Annotated in this window: 13 protein-coding genes; 6 read left to right on the forward strand and 7 right to left on the reverse strand. The window is 49.8% G+C overall.

Going from position 1 to position 19439, the window contains the following annotated elements; all coding sequences use genetic code 11:
- Positions 1–579: 579 nt before the first annotated feature.
- Positions 580–2406, forward strand: a complete 1827-nt coding sequence (locus tag PN498_RS18325; RefSeq protein ID WP_272064593.1) for a radical SAM protein — start codon at positions 580–582, stop codon at positions 2404–2406.
- 23 nt (positions 2407–2429) lie between these two features.
- Here the strand turns inward: PN498_RS18325 and PN498_RS18330 are convergent, their stop codons facing one another.
- The 3 genes from PN498_RS18330 to PN498_RS18340 form a co-directional block, all read right to left on the reverse strand.
- The gene (locus tag PN498_RS18330; RefSeq protein WP_272064594.1) at positions 2430–2873 is read right to left on the reverse strand and encodes a hypothetical protein; all 444 of its coding nucleotides are present in this window, start codon (positions 2871–2873) and stop codon (positions 2430–2432) included.
- A 34-nt stretch (positions 2874–2907) separates the two neighbouring features.
- Positions 2908–3312 carry an NIL domain-containing protein gene (locus PN498_RS18335; protein ID WP_272064596.1) on the reverse strand — a complete coding sequence of 135 codons (405 nt, stop codon included), beginning with the start codon at positions 3310–3312 and terminating at the stop codon, positions 2908–2910.
- A 188-nt stretch (positions 3313–3500) separates the two neighbouring features.
- Entirely contained in the window at positions 3501–6032 is a 2532-nt protein-coding gene (locus PN498_RS18340) for a CPBP family glutamic-type intramembrane protease (RefSeq protein WP_272064598.1), read from the reverse strand.
- 540 nt (positions 6033–6572) lie between these two features.
- On the opposite strand from PN498_RS18340, the gene PN498_RS18345 reads away from it, so the two are divergent.
- The gene (locus PN498_RS18345; RefSeq protein WP_272064599.1) at positions 6573–9998 is read left to right on the forward strand and encodes a PAS domain-containing protein; all 3426 of its coding nucleotides are present in this window, start codon (positions 6573–6575) and stop codon (positions 9996–9998) included.
- Positions 9999–10083: 85 nt separating this feature from the next.
- Here the strand turns inward: PN498_RS18345 and PN498_RS18350 are convergent, their stop codons facing one another.
- Entirely contained in the window at positions 10084–10890 is an 807-nt protein-coding gene (locus tag PN498_RS18350) for a TIGR01548 family HAD-type hydrolase (protein WP_272064708.1), read from the reverse strand.
- A 138-nt stretch (positions 10891–11028) separates the two neighbouring features.
- Here PN498_RS18350 and PN498_RS18355 point away from each other — a divergent pair, with 138 nt between their 5' ends.
- Entirely contained in the window at positions 11029–11352 is a 324-nt protein-coding gene (locus PN498_RS18355; RefSeq protein ID WP_272064601.1) for a 30S ribosomal protein PSRP-3, read from the forward strand.
- Positions 11353–11548: 196 nt separating this feature from the next.
- On the opposite strand, the gene atpC is transcribed toward PN498_RS18355, so the two are convergent.
- Complete coding sequence (gene atpC / locus PN498_RS18360; RefSeq protein ID WP_272064603.1) at positions 11549–11959, reverse strand: ATP synthase F1 subunit epsilon; 411 nt, start codon at positions 11957–11959, stop codon at positions 11549–11551.
- A gap of 88 nt (positions 11960–12047) precedes the next feature.
- Positions 12048–13496, reverse strand: coding sequence for a F0F1 ATP synthase subunit beta (gene atpD, locus PN498_RS18365; RefSeq protein ID WP_272064604.1), 1449 nt, complete (start codon positions 13494–13496; stop codon positions 12048–12050).
- A 224-nt stretch (positions 13497–13720) separates the two neighbouring features.
- Between atpD and ppk1 the strand changes: the two genes are divergently transcribed.
- Complete coding sequence (gene ppk1, locus PN498_RS18370; protein WP_272064605.1) at positions 13721–15859, forward strand: polyphosphate kinase 1; 2139 nt, start codon at positions 13721–13723, stop codon at positions 15857–15859.
- Positions 15860–16381: 522 nt separating this feature from the next.
- Positions 16382–17167, forward strand: coding sequence for a prohibitin family protein (locus PN498_RS18375; RefSeq protein WP_272064711.1), 786 nt, complete (start codon positions 16382–16384; stop codon positions 17165–17167).
- Between the two features lie 177 nt (positions 17168–17344).
- Here the strand turns inward: PN498_RS18375 and PN498_RS18380 are convergent, their stop codons facing one another.
- Complete coding sequence (locus PN498_RS18380) at positions 17345–19285, reverse strand: hypothetical protein (protein WP_272064606.1); 1941 nt, start codon at positions 19283–19285, stop codon at positions 17345–17347.
- Between PN498_RS18380 and PN498_RS18385 the strand changes: the two genes are divergently transcribed.
- A complete protein-coding gene (locus tag PN498_RS18385) occupies positions 19284–19430 on the forward strand; it encodes a hypothetical protein (protein WP_272064607.1) in 147 nt (48 codons plus the stop codon). The genes PN498_RS18380 and PN498_RS18385 overlap by 2 nt on opposite strands.
- Positions 19431–19439: the final 9 nt, after the last annotated feature.

A 19439-nucleotide genomic window follows, 5' to 3' on the forward strand; every position in this document is an offset into this window, starting at 1 on the left:
CCCCCCCTTTTTTGGGTCTTGTCTAGCAGAGATGTTCGTTACAGTAGACTTTTGGTTAAGGCATTATTTGTGATAAGGAATTTCTTGGATGAACAATGCAGCTCAATTCGGGTAGTCTCGTTCATGAAGTGTTTAGATGCTAGTCGTGCGATCGCGGGCTCACTGCATTGTCACCGGATTTGACAAATTCCTGTCACTAATATCTTCTAGCTTGCAGTCCTACAGTTTTGTCTCGACACCCTGGTCACTGGACACTCTGGTCACCGATATAAAAGTAAATGAGTTGCCGGAATAGCCTAAATCGACAAAAAACCGTTACAGACCAACTTTGCAGATGAATCGTAAAAAGATAACATTTGGCACACCGAAATTTTACATAGCCGGGCTGCTTGGCCTGAGATAACTACATGTGATAGATTGCTTCCCCTGCAACAATCTGATTTATCCTTGTATCTTCTACCTTCAACCTTTTGCTATAACTCTTACAGGCAGAAACTGTAGGGTTCCTGGCGAGACTGCAACCTGACTCAGCTGTCGAACAGCTATTCAATCGCGTAAACGTTGGTTGAAATAATCAAAATGCTCAAAAAGATTCCTTTAAAGCTTGCAAAAGCCTTTTCCATACCTTCTGAAGCAGTAATTATTGAGAAAAGTGGACTGCTGGATAATATTTATTATCTAAGCCAGAATGCGGATGTCAGAAATGAGAACATTTCACCCGTTGCGCACTATATCCATCATGGGGCGGAAGAAGGGCGAAACCCCAGCCCTTTTTTTGATACGCTCCATTACTTTGAACAAAACCCAGAGTTAGCTGCAAAAAAAATCAATCCGCTTGCCCACTACATCAAAAACAAGCAGCAAAACCCTAACGCATATTTCAATTCTCAATCCTATTTGAACGCTTTTCCAGAACTCTGGAAATCAGCCCTATCCCCGCTTTGTCATTTTGTTCTGCAATTTCAAGATGAGCAAGTGTCCTTTATTGACTTGCTTAGAAAAGTGGTTGGAGCAGATGATTTTGACAAGATTGTGCAGCCTCTTCTCCAAGAGATTTTTTATGTTTATCGAACATTTCTTTTTAGAGAACCATCAAAAGAAGAAGTCTTGTCTTGTATTGAACACTACTACAAACAGGTAAAGACTTTTGAAACGCGAATTGATGTTGTTAAAAATGGAAATCCTCGAACATTTTTGAACATCAGACCGCTTAATCTCGAAATGGATATTGTGAACCAATGTAATCTTCGCTGCATCATGTGTCACTTCAGTGACGTAGCTACGGCTAAGCGCAAGAAGACGGAAATGTCTGTCGAGAATTTTCACAAAGTGGCCGATCGCATGTTTCCGTTGTGTTCAGAAATGTCTCTTTCAATTAGCACAGAGCCATTACTCCACAGCGAATTTGGTCAATTGCTCAAAATCACAAAAGATTACCAGGTTCCGACCGTTCGCATGTATACGAATGGTTTGCTCTTAAACAAAAAGACAATCGCTGAAGTCATTCACGGTGGCTTGGACCAGATTTGCATTTCAATTGACGGTGCAACAAAGAAAACCTATGAATACGTCAGGGTGGGGGCTAAGTTTGAGAAATTGATCTCTAATATCAAAGCTCTTAATCAGGCAAAAGAAGCAGCGAGCTCTCCAACACCCCATATTGGATTTGGCATTGTCATCATGCGTTCCAATATTGAAGAACTTCCTACGCTGATGCATCTGGCTCATGAGTTGAAGGTTGAAGCTGTATCAGCGGTTCATATGGTGCCCTTATCAGAAGCCGTCATTGACTACAACAAAGAGTCTCTGGAATCTCACAAAGAACTGTGTAACACGATGCTTGATGAAGCACGAGATCTAGCCAGCAAATATGGCATTAGTGTAGTCTTCCCTGAAAAATTTGACCTGACATTAGAGCCAATTTCAGCAATCGAGATCGAGGCAGTTCCCCAAACAGTTCCCTCTGATGTAGCAATCCCTGAGTTACCCATCGAGCCAATGCCGGAGGTTGTTTCGTCCGATCACTCTTCAACAGAGCAACCCTCAGGCCCTGGTGATCTAGTAGATCTCTCTCATGAAGAGCAGGCTAAGGGTCACGTCAGTATTCAAAACATGATGTTTAACTTTTCTGTTGAGGGGCAAGTCGAAAATCAGCCCTGTTGTTCATTCCCCTGGCATTTTGTTGGACTACAGCCCGATGGTTATGTCGTGCCCTGTGGTTGGTGGTACAACGAGCCGCCATTGGGCAACGTATTCGATGACTCGTTTGAAACGATTTGGAATAATCCCAATTACGAGAAACTTCGCTCCGAGCTTTTAACAGGCTCACTCAGGAAAACGTGTCAAACCTGTCCCGTAGCAGGCATGGGGGATGTGAACAATGCCAGCAGTTTTATCGAACGATGACACAGACTCATACAGCCATAGTTTCAAAGTACTTGCGTCATTAGCTCTGCACCTTGAAATAACAGAATTGGCAGCCAGCTCAGCCCTAGTCCAATGATGGACAGTAGGACTAGGGTAAGGAATGAAAGACGATCGCCCAGTCCCAAAATCAAACAATCCACCCGTGCTAACAAAGCCGCTGCCATTAGCACAATCACATAGGCAAACGCTCGAAATTGAACGACGGCCAGCACTGCCAGAGACGCAAGCAGGAGGACCATGACGGTATAACCCACGTCAGTCTTGAATCCCCTCAGCGCAAAATCTCTTACAGGTTGCCAAACCAGCGTCAGGATACCAGCCTTGACAATGATGAAAGCCAGTGTTGCCCACCAAACATACTGTCTCGGCTCTCCTGCATGTAGCAGTTGTCCATAGGTCGCATAGGCTAATATCAACAATCCCCAGGAGAGCCAGTAGCTTTTCATCCTTTTGCCTTCTGCCGTCATCCTTTCACCCATCTTACAGATTTGTTGAAATGGCTTGTACTGGACAAGTTGGAATACATTGTTCGCAGACAATGCAGCGCGATCGCGCAAACATTAGCTTGAACGAGTCAGGATGCAGGCTGAGCGCCCCCGTTGGACAGACCCCCGTACAAAGACCGCAGTGAACACAGATGTCTTCGTCGATTTTGATTTCGCGACTGGTCTGCGAGACGCCAATATCTTGTTCTTGTAGCCAAACGATCGCGTCCTCCAGCTGATCAATATCCCCAGACAATTCGACCAACAGCTTGCCGACTTGGTTGGGGGCGACCTCAGCCCGAAAAATATTCGCCGCCACGTTAAAATCCTTTGCCAATCGATACGTAATCGGCTGATGCACTAAACGCTTTGGAAAGGTCAGCGTGACTCGTTTTTTCATTGCGATCGCCTAGCCATATCTTGTGACGACTCGGAATTCTAAAAGCCTATAAGCTTCATTATTGCAGAGGCTCAAACCTCCCCAGCCATTCGTATCGTGCGTGTCTCTACGTCACGTTTCCAGAACTGAACTCACACCAATAGACTGTGTTGCCCTGCCTGTAGCTATTTCGATGTCTCCGTCATGGGTTATTTGTCATCTGTCTCTGTCACCGTCAAAAGCTGTTGCTCGCCGCCTAGTCCCTTTAGCCACACGATAACGACACTCCAGTGAATCAGCACGATCGCCCAAAATGCTCCCGTCAGGCCATACACAACCGTACAGGTGATGCCGAGCAGCAGCGTGAGGCTCAGAAATCGACCGTCCCAAAACGTTTTGCGCCCCGGGGGATAAAACAGCAGGGCATTCAAGGGATGGTAGACGAGAAATAAGAACAGACTCAGACAGGCCCAAAGCAGCCAGCGCAGGGGAGCAACTCCTTCCAAAGGATGAGGCAGCAGGAAGACTCTAAACAGAATTTCTTCCAGAATGGCAGGCATGATCAGCAGACGCAGCAGCAAACTGGGACGCAACCATTCTCTGAGACTGGTTGGCGTGAGTTCTAGAAAACCACTGCGGAATCCGTAAAGGACAGCGATCGCACCGTAGATTGATAAGGCCCCTGCCGTGATTAGCCCAACTCGTGAGTTGATGGAAGCACTTACAGCATCGCTCAGGCGCTTGATCAGCGTACCGAAAACGGGCGATCGACCAAATAGTTCGGTGGGAGCTAATGGGACAATCTCAGGGTTTCGCCCTCCGACTTGATTGGTCCGAAAAAACCAAAGCTGCGCGCCGTGTTTGAGAAACACCTGACTCAGGTCATCGTGGGCCCGTCTGGGCAGCATGGAACGCCAGCTTAGCAAGACATTGATGAAATTCTGACTGCTGACGAATTGATCGCGACGATTGACGCCTGCTAGAGCTTTCGCGTTTTGTTTCCAGTCAGAGCGCACAACCCCATAGGGAACGAGCAGATTTTCCAGTGATCGACCGAGCTTGACTAATTCCTGAAAATTCTCAGCATCGGGGATATCAGGACTAATGTCTGACTGGACTGTCAGTGCTGGTGTTGCCGTCGCCTGCTGTTTCAACTGTTCGATCGCAATATATAACGCCTGGCCGGAATCCTGAACGCAAGAGGTAGCGGGGGTTACAGGCGTAACGCCAGTGCCATCTCCGGTACGATACCGGGCAGCAATAATTTGTATCTCCGTCAATAGAGTGTCAAGGGGCAAGAGAGAGCGGCTGCCCACATCCAGAGCATCCGTCAGAATATCCAGCTTCACCGCTACATCAGAAATTGGACGGCTGCCGAGCCAGCCTTTTTCCAGATCCCCGGTGTAGGCACTCCAGTCAATGACGCCAGAGACAATGCCGTTGGGATTATGGCCATATACCTGGTGATAGGTGATTTGAAATTGAGGTTCGTTGGTGAAGCGATCGCGGACAATTTCCCAAAGTCCAAAGGAGAAGTGTCCTGTCACGGTTCCAGGCACGCCGCCTTCAGCCCGATCGCCCCCAATGCCCCCAAAGAGATGCATGAGCAGACCGCGATCGCCGAGTTGCCATTGATCAACGACTGCCGAAGCTGCTGCAATTGATTCCTCTGTGATTGATTCATCTAAGGCTTCGCCAGGATCAGCGACAACGATGGTACGATCCAACGTGCCCTGCTGGTCTTCAATGTCACGCCAGTTCTGCCAAGTAATGAAGTTAGAGGCCGGCGTTGTCCCAAGAACAACCTCATCGGCGGTAAGCTGCATTAGCGATCGCGGCTGAAGCGCTTCAGCCGTGAATACCCCTTCGGTATCGAAGGCCCCGTAGACATACCAACCCGCATTTCCAGCTGGTGATTCTTCCAAATCAAGAATGCTGGACATCAAGCGGTCATTGCGATCGCGGGGCTGCTGTGGAATACGGATAACTGTTTCTAAGCCATCGAACTGCTGGGTTGCAGGATTGTAATGACGGACGCGAAAGGATTCACTTGGACAGGGCTGCTGGCCTGGGCAAGTGAGGGAACGAGGCGATCGCGGCACCGATTCCAGAATTTGGACCAAAGCCATTAGTCGACCGCTAATTTGCACAGGAACTGACCGAATTGCCAATGTCATGGGGTCGTCCGCCTGCTGTTCGACTTCAGACAGACGCACAACTACCTCATCCATCGGTAGCGCTCCTGCTAGTGATTGGAGCGGTCCAACTTGGCGACGCCCATCAAGTCGATTAGGGACAACATCCCCTTTAAGGCGCGATCGTGCCGCTGCCTCACCCATATTTACATCGACAGTAACCGCAGCCAGATACTGCTGAATTGCTGGAGTTTGCTGCCAGGTCAGCTTCACGGTTTGCCCAATCAGATCAGGCTGCGGCGCATTCTGAATCTCTAGCCAAACCCAATCGCCCGTGGCCTGTTCGTAGTCTGCCTCTGTGGGTAGGATCAGTCGCCCAGTCCACTCTGCAATAGGACGATACCAGTCATCCCCTGCGAAAGATGCGTTGGTTAGGGTCAAATAATTGCTAGAGCGGCTGAACGCAGCAATTTGGATTTTTTCATAACTTGACGCTTGAGGTGCAGGCGGCGGCTTGGGCAGCAATAGATGGATTGCCAAGCCTAAAAGTAAGCCCAGCCCGGCTAGAAACCAAAGTATTCTTTTCGGCTTCAGCCAGTTCACCATGCAGCTTTAAACGTCATTACCACCTGCTTTGCACCCCTAAACCCTCCGCCCAGAAATCTAGCCCATACAGGCTTATACAGAACTATATAGCAAGAAATAGACTTGAGCCGTCCGAGCCGGTTCCCCTCAGATCTTGCCGTTGTCCCGACATTGCCTGGTCTGGCCCCCCTGCCCCCAAATTTGGGGGGTTCTGAGATCGAAGTCCCCCAGAATTGGGGGCTTTTGGGGGACAAATGCAGGATGCTGATGTACTAGTACAAGATCTCAGTTCCCACTATCACCCTTTTCCCTGCCGCCTACAGTATTAAGGCTTTGTCTTCTGCAGGCGATATGAAATCCGAGCCTGATAGCGCACGAGATGTTGCGAATGAAGGTATAGGGCCACGCGATCGCATCTTTTACCATCAACATGGGGATATTAGAAGGGGATATTAGAAATAGAAGCATAGCGCTACATCATCCCTCTGCTCTCATTTCATTCCTTAGCGAAATATTAACTTTGCGACCTCCTGCATAGCTTGATGCTGACAGACACCACTTATGTCTAACGACCGCCCGAACGAATGCAATCTTTCAACAACAATGATGGTGACGTCTGAGCTTTTGCATCAGGCTCTTAACGGAGTATCCACAGCGATCTATATCAAGGACAGAGAGCAACGTCTGTTGTTCGTCAATGATGCCTGCTGTAAGTTGTTGGGGCGATCGCGCAATCAGTTACTCAACGCTCTGGAATCTGAAATGTTGCCCTCAACAATGGCTTTGCAGCTGCAAGCACAGGATCAGGCCATGCTGCAAGGCAACGCCGCGATCGCCGCAGAGCCAAAAGTCATTATGCTTCATCTTCCCAACGGTCGGTGCCAAACCGTTACTCGGCGGGTAGAACTGGCTGCCCAGGGTGAGCATATCCTCTGTTTTTTAGAAGACGCTGAGCCTAACAGCCCACCGTCAGAACAGACTGCAATATTGCAAGCTCCACTATGGCAAATCCCCCAGGTGCATACGCTTTTATCCAATGTCCCTGCTGCAATTTATCAGCTCTATCGTCAGGCTGACGGAACACTACGGTTCACCTTTATCAGTCCTGGGGCATCTGAGATTTTTGGGATTGCACCCAACACGGTTGGCACCCATGTCGATCACGTACTCGCTCGAATTCACTCTTTAGATCGGTCCACTTTTGACCAGTCGCTAGCCTGCTCTGCTGAAACTTTGGAATTTTGGCTCTGGGAAGGGCGTTATTACCAACCGGATGGAGAAACAGGTTGGATACAAACTGCTGCTCGTCCCCATGGCTTGCCAGATGGCGGCGTTGTGTGGAATGGCCTGCTTATGGACATCACCGATCGCAAACAAGCCGAAGCTGCCACTATCGAGCAAGCGGTGATGGAGCAGGCTCTCGCCGATAACGAAGCGCGATTTCAGACCATTACGGAAACCATCCCCGGTGCTCTGATTCAGTTTCGGGTTCAAGAGGATAACTATTTCGTTGATTTTGTGAGCGATCGCATCCAGGACATTGTGGGGTTGACGCCTAATACGCTCATGGCAAATGCCAATGCCTTGTTAGAGCGCATTCATCCCATGGATAGCCAACGCCTGCAAGACACTATCAAGGAGGCTGTTGCCCATATCAGTGCTTGGCAATTTGAAGGCCGGATCGTGACGCCAAGAGGCAGATCTCGATGGTGGCGAATTGATGCCATGCCCCTGCCCCACTTACAAAACGGAGTGGTTTTTTGTGGCGTTATCCTTGATACGACAAACCGCAAGGCAATTGAGGAAGCTTATCGGGAGAATGAGCGGCAGCTCCGGATGGCTCTCAACGTTTCAGGGATGGGAGTTTGGACCTGGGATATCGCGACTGACCAAATGATCTGGAAAACGGAACCCGGAACTTTGTTCAGCACCACCGGCGTGAGCTTTTGCGATACTTTCGAGGCCTATTTGCAGAATGTCCATGTCGACGATCGCGCTGTTGTCAAAATGGCGATTAGTCAAGCGCTCAAGGTGGGGCAGGATTATCAGATTGAATATCGCCTCCTTTTGAGTAATGGTGATGTTCGCTGGGTCGGCGAGCGGAGCGGTATCTGGCGCGATCCAGATGGCTTTGTCTTGGGCTTGATGGGAACCGTTGTAGACATTACCAGTCGAAAGAGCGCAATCACCGCTCTGCGAGACAGCGAAGAACGCAATCGTACGCTGATTAACAACATTCCTGGAGCCGTCTATCGTTGCCAAGCTGACAAAACCTGGACCCTAGTGTTTATGAGTGATGCAATCTTAGACATCACCGGATATCCAGCCAGCCATTCCATTCACAAGAAGGATTGGGCACTGATTCACCCTGATGACTACGCCCAGGTGAAACAGGTGATTTCTCAGGCGATCGCTCAAGGTCAGCCCTTTGCAATGGAATACCGCATCTTCCATGCGAATGGTTCCATTCGATGGGTTGAAGAGGCAGGCCAACCGGTACTGAATGAAACAGGAACAGTCCATCTCCTGGATGGCGTCGTGACGGATATTACCCGCCGTAAAGAGTCTGAAAATCGATCGCGAGAACTGGCTCACCGAGAGGGACTCATTAACCGCATCTCTACCCAGATTCGTGATTCGTTAGAGTTGATGCCAATTTTACAAACCACTGCGCAGACTGTCCGTAGTCAGCTCAAAACGGATCGTGTGCTCGTTTATCGCTTCAGGGAAGATGGGTCTGGGGAAGTCGTTGTTGAAGAGGCCACTTCTCAATGGCGGTTATCTCTCAACGATCTGGATATCTGCTGTCATGAAATGTTGGCTCAGCGTTATGAAACAGAACGAGTTTCTGCTATCGATGATATCTACACCCCAGAGTTAAACCGCTGCTACGTACGATATTGCGAAAACCTGCAAATACGCGCTGAACTCATTGCTCCAATCTGGCTCAAAAGAAGACTCTGGGGCTTGTTGATTGCCCATGAATGTGAGGCAGCTCGCTGCTGGAACAACACTGAGATTGAATTGTTGATTGCGCTTTCTGGACAAGTAGGAATTGCGATCGGTCAAGCGGATCTCTATCGACAGGCAACCGAGAATGCAGCTCGTGCCCGTCAAAAAGCAGAAGACCTGGAAGCAACTCTGGCAGAACTTCGTCAGACTCAAGCCAAACTGGTACAAACCGAAAAGATGTCGAGTTTGGGACAATTAGTGGCGGGTGTGGCCCACGAGATCAACAACCCAGTGAGTTTTATCGATGGCAACATTCCATATGCAGCCCGATATGCCCAGGGCCTCTTGCAACTGATTGAACAATATCAGGCTGCTTATCCTAAGCCATCTTCAGCCATATCGAGTCTTCGGGAGGACATTGATCTGGATTTTCTCACTGAAGATTTCCCCAAGCTTTTAAACTCAATGCGGATAGGGGCTGAACGAATTAAAAACATCGTCACTTCTCTGCGCACGTTTTCCCGCACCGACGAAGCAGATTTAAAGATCGTTGATATCCACGAAGGTCTAGACAGTACAGTAATGATTTTGCAGCATCGCCTGAAAGCAGATGGCGATCGCCCCCTCATCACCCTAGCTCGTTACTATGGCAATCTGCCGCTCGTGGAATGCTATGCAGGTAAGCTCAACCAGGTGTTCATGAATCTTTTGAGCAATGCAATTGATGCCCTTGAGGAGCAATGTCACCAGGGCCATCAAAACCAATCGCCTACCATTGCCATCACTACACGATTCCACCCACCCACTCAAATCCAGATTACTATTGCTGACAACGGTCCTGGTATTTCTCGCGAAAACCGTCAGCGCATCTTTGAACCTTTTTACACCACCAAGCCTATTGGTAAAGGAACGGGCATTGGACTATCTATTAGCTATCAGATCGTCACTGAAAATCATCTTGGCACCCTGGACTGTGACTCAGAAATTGGGCGAGGAACTGCATTTCACATCACCATTCCGACCCAACAGTCATAGCGAAACGATGCAAGACTAGTAGTGACAGACTGTTCAATGCAATTGAAGCGTTCAGCAAACCCTAGAACTCACTCAGATTCCTATTTCATCCTTCTGCTTTGTGCTGCAAGTGGGCGATCGCCTCAATTTTTGCGGGTGTTAGTGCGCTGAGAGAGGGTAATACCACTTTGGCTCCAGCTGCTGTGAGGCGATCGCTGTAGTCTGCGGCATAGACCGTCCCGGCTCTCACAACATGGGGCGGCAAGATGCCCACTCCAATCCATTCCCGCTCAGGACGCTGTTGACAGGCATGTAACACTGTTTGCATGTCAGCAACAGTATCCCCTGCATATAGCACAGGAACTACTTCATGGTCAGGATTCAGCTGGTCTGCCATCTGAAAGAGTCCAGTCGGATCGGGTTTTCCAGGGGCATCATGCATCGCTATCAATAGCGGAGCCGCTAAGCCAATGCGATTTTTCAACACGAACAAGGCCGATCCTCGGGTTGCCCCGCTAAAAAATCCCCAAGCGACTTGACCTTGGGTGAGCTGCTCGAAGTAGGAGGCTTGTATTAAAAGCGGTTCCTCGGCAATATAGCCCGTCCACTGAGTGGGATCATCCAGCACTGGGCCGCGATAGCGTTTCTGAAAGAAGTCTACGAGTGCTTCAAACTCTAGCTTCACCTCAGAGCGCGATTTTGCCTGAGATTCAAAATAGCGATAAATCAATTCTTGCGATGCGTCCCAATCGTTGTTCCAAGCACCTTCTGACTTGAGAGCATCAATGTCTTCAGAGGTCGGGCGATAGCAATTATCGGTATACCGCTCAACAGTGTCAGCCAGAGCACGACGATACGAACCGCTGACATCTCGAATGACGCCATCAATATCAAAAATCGCGATCGCCTTCAAACCCACTGCTCATGTCCTTTGGTATCTCTGGCCTACATCATGTCATATGGAGGCCGGATCTCCAGGGCATCAATTTTTCCACCGTAGCTATACGATTTGAGATATCATGGAGAACTGTTGTCTTGAAAGGGGGTTGCGGTGGAGGTTGCTGCGTTAGAAACTGATGCCAGATTTGTCCTTAAGGTTCTTTGGCTAGATAAAGATGTTGCGCTGGCGGTTGATCAAGTTGTAGGTAAGGGCACAAGTCCTTTGACTGCATATTTCTTTTGGCCTCGCAATGATGCTTGGGAGCAGATGAAGACTGAGCTAGAAAATAAAAGCTGGATTTCTGAAGAAGAGCGCGTAGATTTGCTCAACAAAGCTACCGAAATTATCAATTATTGGCAGGAAGAAGGTAAGGGTAAGCCCATGCGGGTTGCTCAGGAGAAGTTCAAGAGCGTTTTGTTCACAGGTAGTTCGTAGGTCAGCGGCTATCCACGTTAGTTCACTGTGCGAGAATGCAAAGCCTGCACTCGGTTCAACGCTCATCTACAAGACGCTGGATGACTCCTCCAACTTAAATCCTAAAGTCATTGACTCATGAAAGGGGTGGTAGACACATCTACCACCCCTTTGGCATAGCTATGAGATTTCCTCGGTTTTGAGCAACCGACAGAAGCTATTCAGGACTACCGCCTGCTGCCTGAAAGCGTGCTCGCGCTCGTTGCAGAGCTTGACGCGCTTCTAAGGATGCTCGTCGGTCGTCCGATGAGGTTGCGCCCATCTTTGCTTGTGCCGCTTCATACTCAGAACGCGCTGCGTCTTTGTCAATGCCGTCACCCCGCTCGGCACCTCTGACGAGAATGGTGACTTCGTTTTCATCAACCTCAGCGAACCCACCCATGAGCGCGATCGCCACCCAGTTTTTGTCAGGTCGCACTCGCATGACCCCGACATCCAGGGCGGTCATCAGCGGGGCATGACCACTTAAAATACCCAATTGCCCAGTGGTGCTAGGCAAGATAACCTCTTCAGCTTCAGCATCCCAGACTGTTTTGTCTGGAGCTATTACGCGCACGGTTAGAGACATCGTGAATTAAACCGCTCTTTTGAAAACGATAAGTGTTGCATTAAAACTAGCGTCGGCTTCCAAGACAGAAGCCGACCCTTCCATCCCATTAGGACTTCATCTCTTCAGCCGCTTTGAGCACCATGTCCATGTTGCCCTTGAGGTAGAATGCCTGCTCAGGAATGTCGTCCAGATCACCATTGAGAATCATCTGGAAGCCTTTGATGTTATCTGCCAGAGAGACATACTGCCCAGGCATGCCGGTGAAGATTTCCGCCACGAAGAAAGGCTGAGACAAGAATTTCTCGATCTTGCGTGCCCGTGCTACCGTCAAGCGATCGTCTTCAGACAATTCGTCCAGGCCCAGAATGGCAATGATGTCCTGCAATTCCTTATAGCGCTGTAGGGTAGACTGCACAGCACGTGCCGTGTCGTAGTGCTCATCTCCTACAACAGCCGGCTGTAGCATGGTTGAGGTTGAATCCAGCGGATCAACCGCAGGATAAATCCCCTTAGAAGCGAGGGCACGAGACAGTACGGTCGTGGCATCCAAGTGAGCAAAGGTTGTTGCTGGAGCAGGGTCAGTTAAGTCGTCTGCCGGAACGTAGACGGCTTGAATAGACGTGATGGATCCTTCCAACGTCGAGGTAATGCGCTCTTGCAGGTCACCCATATCCGTTCCCAAGGTGGGCTGGTAGCCTACCGCAGAAGGCATCCGTCCCAGCAGTGCAGAGACCTCAGAACCGGCCTGTACGAATCTAAAAATGTTATCGATGAACAGGAGCACGTCCTGCTTATTCACATCCCGGAAGTACTCAGCCATCGTCAGCGCTGATAGGCCAACCCGCATCCGTGCACCAGGAGGCTCATTCATTTGGCCATAAACTAGTGCCACCTTGGATTGACTCAAGTCTTCGCTGTTGATAACGCCTGACTCAATAAATTCGTTATAGAGGTCGTTACCTTCGCGAGTTCGCTCACCCACGCCACCAAACACCGACACGCCGCCGTGCTCTTTGGCGATGTTGTTGATTAACTCCTGAATCAATACGGTTTTACCAACGCCGGCACCGCCAAACAGACCTGTTTTTCCACCCCGACGATAGGGAGCCAGCAAGTCAATAACTTTGATACCCGTTTCAAATACAGCAGGTTTTGTCTCCAACTCTGTGAGAGAAGGGGCCTCACGGTGAATAGGAGACGTTTCGTCGTTCGAAACAGGACCTTTTTCATCGATGGGTTCGCCCAGAACGTTGAAGATACGACCTAGCGTCGCACCGCCAACAGGAACACTAATCGGTGCGCCAGTGTCTGTGACTTCCATGCCGCGGACCAAACCATCAGTACCGCTCATTGCAACCGAACGAACTTTGGAATCTCCAAGGAGCTGTTGCACTTCACAGGTAACAGAAACGTCTTGCCCAGCGGGATTAGTTCCCGCGATAACTAGAGCGTTATAAATTTCAGGTAAGCTTCCGCCCTTAAATTCAACGTCAACGACAGGACCGACGACCTGTACGATGTAGCCGATATTAGTTTTCTCTGCAGTGGTGACCATGCTTGCGTCTATACTCTGTGATCAGCTGTTCTGGCCGCTTTCTAAAGACAACATTAGGTTTTCGCAGCGCCATCTAACACATTATCACTGAACGTGCTACTTCTTAGCGATCGCCTCTCGCAAGTTTCGGGACTTTCCTGCCCTTCGCTCACTGGGCCCTTAAGCAGACGATTACTTTGTCGACTTAGTGTTATAAGGTCAAAGTGAAATTGGAATAAAGCGTGATGACTCCAGTGTCTTCAAGCAAGGAGCTGAGCGATCCTCAGTATTACTTCAATCGAGAATTGAGCTGGTTGAAATTTAACGATCGCGTTCTGCACGAAGCGATCGATCCACGAACTCCCTTTTTGGAGCGACTCAAATTCATCGCGATTTATAGCTCTAACCTAGACGAATTCTTTATGGTGCGGGTTTCTGGTCTGATGGACCAGGTGAGTGAGGGGGTTCAGTCACAAACGATAGATGGACTGACTCCCGGTGAAGCCATTCAGGCAGTACGGAAGCACGTCAAGCCTCAACTGCGACAGCAGCATTCCTTATTCCAGGAGGAGTTACGACCTCAACTCAAAGATCACGATATCTTTCTGTTGAATTACGACCAGTTCAATGACGCCCAAAAAGACTACCTACAGCATTATTTTGAAAGTCAAATTTTTCCTGTACTCACGCCTTTGAGCGTTGACCCTGCCCATCCATTCCCACGGCTCTCCAATCTCAGCTTGAACTTGGCCGCCGCAGTCACTGATCCAGAAACGGAGATCCAAAAGTTTGCTCGCATCAAAGTCCCGAATAACCTACCGCGTTTTATTGGCTTGCCCGAAGAGCTGTCCAAAGTAGGGGGCGCTGACCCGGTTTGGATAGGGACAACCTTAGAAGAGATCATTGCCAACAACCTGAATTACCTTTTCCCAGGCATGGAAATCTCTGGTCGGTATCTGTTTCGTATTACGCGCAACGCCGACTTCACGATTCGCGAGGATGATGCCGATGATCTGCTAGTTGCGATTGAAGAAGAAATCAGCAAACGGCGTTTAGATGGATTTGTTTGCCGCTTGGAAGTAGAAGAATCGATGCCCGAGGAACTGCGTCAAGGATTGATGCAAGAACTGAACGTCAATCAGGCCGACATTTATGAATTGCAGGGCGTCCTTAATCTAAAGGACTTATTCTTCTTCCTATCGATGCCGCTGCCTCATCTGAAAGATGCTCCTTGGAAGGCGGTTGTTCCTCCCCGTTTAAAGGACGTCGAACGAGGCGAAAAAAGCATCTTCAACGCTATTCGAGGGGCAGATATCTTGCTCCATCATCCCTATGAATCCTTTGCGTCTTCAGTGCAACTGTTCATTGCCCACGCAGCTCACGACCCACATGTTCTGACCATCAAGATAACGCTCTATCGCACATCAGGAGATTCGCCTATCGTGCAGTCGCTGATTGCGGCAGCAGAAAACGGGAAGCAAGTTGTCGCTTTAGTTGAACTCAAGGCTCGCTTTGATGAGCAAAACAATATTATCTGGGCGCGCAAGTTAGAGGATGCTGGGGTCCATGTAGTGTATGGCGTTGTTGGTCTCAAAACGCATACTAAGACGACCCTAGTAGTACGGCGAGAGGGCGATCGCATTCGCCGCTATGTCCACATTGGGACGGGCAACTACAATCCCAAAACGTCCAAACTCTATACTGATCTGGGTCTCCTCAGCTGTCGAGAGGCCTTGGGGGCAGACTTAACGGATCTCTTCAACTTTTTGACGGGTTATTCTCGACAAACCAATTATCGCAAGCTGCTGGTTGCGCCGCTTACTCTACGACAGGGCATGGTCAAGCTGATTGAACGGGAAATTCAGCATGTCGTAGCGGGTAAGGAGGGACGCATTATCGCCAAGATGAATTCTCTCGTGGATCAGAATATGATTCAGGCGCTTTATCGAGCATCGCAGGTTGGAGTTGAAATCGATTTGATCATACGCGGTATCTGCTGCTTGCGACCTGGCGTGGCAGGGATAAGCGATCGCATTCGCGTCATCAGTATCATTGGCCGCTACCTCGAACACGCCCGTATTTTCTACTTTGCTAACGATGGAGACGAAGAATTCTATGCGGGGAGTGCAGACTGGATGCCGCGCAATTTAGATCGACGGGTAGAGGCAGTAACGCCAGTACTCGAACCCGCAGCCATTCAGGAACTGAAAGATATCTTAGATATCATGCTGACGGACAATCGGCAGGCTTGGGAACTGGGTGAAGACGGCAACTTCACCCAGCGATCGCCAGGAGAAGACGGGGATGTTCGCAATACTCACGATCTTTTAATGGAACGAGCGGCTAAGCGCGATCGGGGTGGCACGATTGACAATATTAGCTAGTCTGAGTTTGGAATAAGAAGATATATAGCCCTGTGCAGATAGGTCAAGTCCATCTCAGTGTCTTAAGAGAGCAGGGAATAGGGAAGAGGACATGGGGTGTGCTTGATGCAAGTGCATGCCGCTATAGCTTTGGCTATTTGGGATTTTGTACCCAACAGCATCCGATGCTGAGCTTAGGGGATCTCCAGAAGAGAATTGACCGCTGGTAAGGTGTCATTAGCGCAGCGTAATGCACCATAGCCAAGTAGCTTTATTGTCAGAAGTCTACTTATGTCAGGTGACTCGCCGTTTTGTCCTAACGCAATTGGCGATCGCATAACGGGCGTAACAGAAGAGTTTGAGCGCTACTCGGCAATCCCCGATGCATTATGGTATCAGGAATAGATTGAGGAATCCTTACGTCCAGTGATACTGGTCGCTAACCCTCCTTACAATAGATCCCGTTTGTTGAAATCATCCCAGGAGACTCCCTTGAAATCTCAATCGCTCGGTTGGCAACCGGTTGCACTAGCCTTTGTAGCGCTGGCGCTGTTTGCAGTTGCCTCTAGTAGTTTTGTCATCATAAACCCTGGTCAGGCAGGCGTACTCAGTGTTTTGGGTAAGGCACAAGATGGGGCATTGCTAGAAGGTGTTCACTTCAAGCCACCCGTTGTTTCGGTGGTGGATGTGTACGATGTCACCGTGCAGAAGTTTGAAGTTCCGGCTCAAAGCTCCACCAAGGATTTGCAAGATCTGTCTGCCCGTTTTGCTATTAACTTTCGCCTAGATCCCAGCGAGGTCGTCACCGTTCGCCGGACTCAAGGCACCTTGGCAAACATTGTGTCTAAAATCATCGCGCCCCAAACTCAAGAATCCTTCAAAATTGCTGCGGCTCGGCGAACAGTCGAAGAGGCCATTACCAAGCGAGAAGATCTAAAGGAGGATTTTGATGAGGCACTGGGTGCCCGACTTGATAAGTACGGCATCATCGTACTCGATACCAGCGTTGTTGACCTTCAGTTTTCGCCAGAGTTTGCTCGGGCTGTGGAAGAAAAGCAGATTGCTGAACAGCGTGCACGTCGAGCCGTGTATGTCGCCCAGGAAGCGGAACAGGAAGCTCAGGCTGAAGTTAACCGAGCAAAAGGTCGGGCTGAAGCTCAGAGACTGTTAGCTGAAACCTTGAAAGCTCAAGGGGGTGAACTTGTTTTGCAGAAAGAGGCGATCGAAGCCTGGAAAGAGGGCGGCGCACAAATGCCTCGTGTATTGGTAACCGGCGGACAATCCTCAAGCGTTCCATTCATTTTCAACATGGCTGATCTCCAGGAATAAGTCCAAAAGCGATCTGCCTACAAAATGAGAACCCCAACGAGAGCGTAGGATCTCGTTGGGGTTCTCTGTTGCACTCGATGGCTGTTATCAGTTCTGGTAGGACAAGATAGCGAGCCATTTGGCGATCGCTACCCAGATACCACTGGATGCTCTAGCCTCAGTGCCTTAAGCTAGAATTCAACGCTTGCGCAGATCTTGCTGGATAGTGTCCAGTTCTTTGAGCGCGCCTGAAATCATATCTTGGCTCAATCTGGGTTCACGAGCAGAGGTCTCTTGCTTGCGCTCCTTATAAGTTGACTTACTATCTTCGTCATTCCCAGAGATATTGTCGTCTGAAGGATAAGAAACAAATGGCTCAGAAAAGGCCGCTGTTGGTTCTGTTAAGTCGCTGACCGGCTTTTGATCATGCTCAGATGGGATTGCCAGCACATCATCCGTCATGTCGATCAAAGCATCCTGATCCGCCGTCACTGTGCTGGTTGCAGTCTGAGGAAACTCAACCCGGTTGGCTGATAATGGCTCAACGTCTTCGGGTTGGGGAGAATGATTCAACTGCTCCACATCTGCCGAAGCCGCTTCTGACCACGGTTCAGGTGTTGTCTTGAAAGGCTGATTTGAAGCAGGTTCTAGTCCCTCGCTTGCCGCTGGAGGTTGGGGAATCATACCCTTTTCCCTGGGGTCTGAGGTAGCTGTCAACAAGGAACTTTCTGCATCAGCAATCGTGTCTGGCAGTTCTGATTGCTTCAATGCTGGCAGCTGTTCACCTTCAGAAGGCGGTTGGGAAGAAGGCGGCTGAGGTGCTGATGATACTGACGGAGCTTCCTGCTGAACGATCGCGGGCGGCTGACTAGCGGCGGGCGCCGGCTCTCCAAACAAGAAATTGAGGGCTACATCATCAGAGTTTTCTAATGCTTCAGTCGTTCCCTGCATCATCGGCTGAAGCACTTCTTGGATGGCTACCTCACGGGTGTCTGCGACTTGGGCAGAACGACTGATCGGGCTAGTTGCTGAGATAGCGCGGGTGATCGCATGAGCCCGTCGTTCCTGATCGCTGTGGATGGAGTAAATGTTGTTCCCTAAACCAGGCGCATTCCACCGTTGAGTATCCGGATCGATAAACGATCGCGTGCGGGCCCAAATAATGGCTTCTGATCCCTCCATACCCAGAGCTTGGGCTTCTTTAAGCCAATCGATATAGCCACCCCGATCTAACGCAGCCAGGGGTGCTTGGTTGGCCAGATCGATGCCGTTCAAAAGCTCCTCGTCAGAAAGCTCTAGCCCTTTAGTCTGGGCCTTACGCTGCAACACTTCCGTTTGTCGCTGTAGTCGCCGCATTTGCTTGTCGTCGGCTTCTTCAGGGTTTTGAGCACCGTGCTGATAGGAGAACGTCCCCAGATTCCATACGCCATTCCCTGGATCGACGTGGCCAAAGTAAGCAGGGGTTTTGTGTCCCTCTGGAGTCCGTGTTCCTTCGGCACTGCCCACAGCGCGAGCTACCAAGGAATCGGTCCCGCCGTCAAACAGCGTTTGAACACTGCTCCAAGTACTATCGACTGATGCTGTTAAAGCGTCATTCCGAACGTGTGATTTACTAACCGAGTCGGATGAGTTCAAGCTAGGAGCAACGTCGGCAATCGTTTCAGCTGCCTCAGTTTCTGCACCAAAGTCAAGCTCCAAATTGAACGCTAGCGTATCGTCGATCGCTTCCTGAGGCGCGTTTTCTTCCAAATCAGCCTCGGGGGCTTGAGGAATTTTGGGAAAGTTGCCCGCTATCTGAACTGGAGTTGGCGGCGGTGCGGGTAGCAGCTCTTGCACCGACTGAGTAGCGCCCAGTGCCAAAGCATCAAGCCCACCGTAGACGCCGTTGGGCCGTGTCGTTTCGCTAGAAATAGGCGGATTTTCGGCACCTGCTGGTATTGCTAGCGGAGCCTCCGGATCCACCTCAACCACAGAGACATCGATAGTTTGTGCTTCAGCAGCATCCTCTGTGATGTCATCGCTACCAGCAGGTTCCAGATCAAACGAAAGCGCAATTTCATCTTCGGCTCTAGCTGTGGTACCAAGGCCTACCGTGAATGCTAGGGTTCCAAGGGTTAATAGGACTTTGGAGGGTTTCATGGCAAAGTTAGCGGATGAAAGAAATGAGGTCGATGGGGCAAACCAGTTTTTGAGACAGCAACACGTCGAAGACAGTAACGAGAGTCCAATGGACTTTCAAATGGAGCATCAGCCAGCTCTAAACCACTCAAGATTGGCCGAGTAGAAGCGGTCA

Origin of the sequence: Oscillatoria sp. CS-180 (assembly GCF_028330965.1) — a bacterium.
In the GTDB taxonomy this organism is placed as follows: domain Bacteria; phylum Cyanobacteriota; class Cyanobacteriia; order Phormidesmidales; family Phormidesmidaceae; genus Halomicronema.

Bases quoted from the DNA above. Each gene is read 5' to 3' on its own strand.
- PN498_RS18325 (WP_272064593.1), top strand. From the start codon at position 580: ATGCTCAAAAAGATTCCTTTAAAGCTTGCAAAAGCCTTTTCCATACCT.
- PN498_RS18330 (WP_272064594.1), bottom strand. From the start codon at position 2,873: ATGAAAAGCTACTGGCTCTCCTGGGGATTGTTGATATTAGCCTATGCG.
- PN498_RS18335 (WP_272064596.1), bottom strand. From the start codon at position 3,312: ATGAAAAAACGAGTCACGCTGACCTTTCCAAAGCGTTTAGTGCATCAG.
- PN498_RS18340 (WP_272064598.1), bottom strand. From the start codon at position 6,032: ATGGTGAACTGGCTGAAGCCGAAAAGAATACTTTGGTTTCTAGCCGGG.
- PN498_RS18345 (WP_272064599.1), top strand. From the start codon at position 6,573: ATGTCTAACGACCGCCCGAACGAATGCAATCTTTCAACAACAATGATG.
- atpC (WP_272064603.1), bottom strand. From the start codon at position 11,959: ATGTCTCTAACCGTGCGCGTAATAGCTCCAGACAAAACAGTCTGGGAT.
- atpD (WP_272064604.1), bottom strand. From the start codon at position 13,496: ATGGTCACCACTGCAGAGAAAACTAATATCGGCTACATCGTACAGGTC.
- ppk1 (WP_272064605.1), top strand. From the start codon at position 13,721: ATGACTCCAGTGTCTTCAAGCAAGGAGCTGAGCGATCCTCAGTATTAC.
- PN498_RS18385 (WP_272064607.1), top strand. From the start codon at position 19,284: ATGGCAAAGTTAGCGGATGAAAGAAATGAGGTCGATGGGGCAAACCAG.
- PN498_RS18380 (WP_272064606.1), bottom strand. From the start codon at position 19,285: ATGAAACCCTCCAAAGTCCTATTAACCCTTGGAACCCTAGCATTCACG.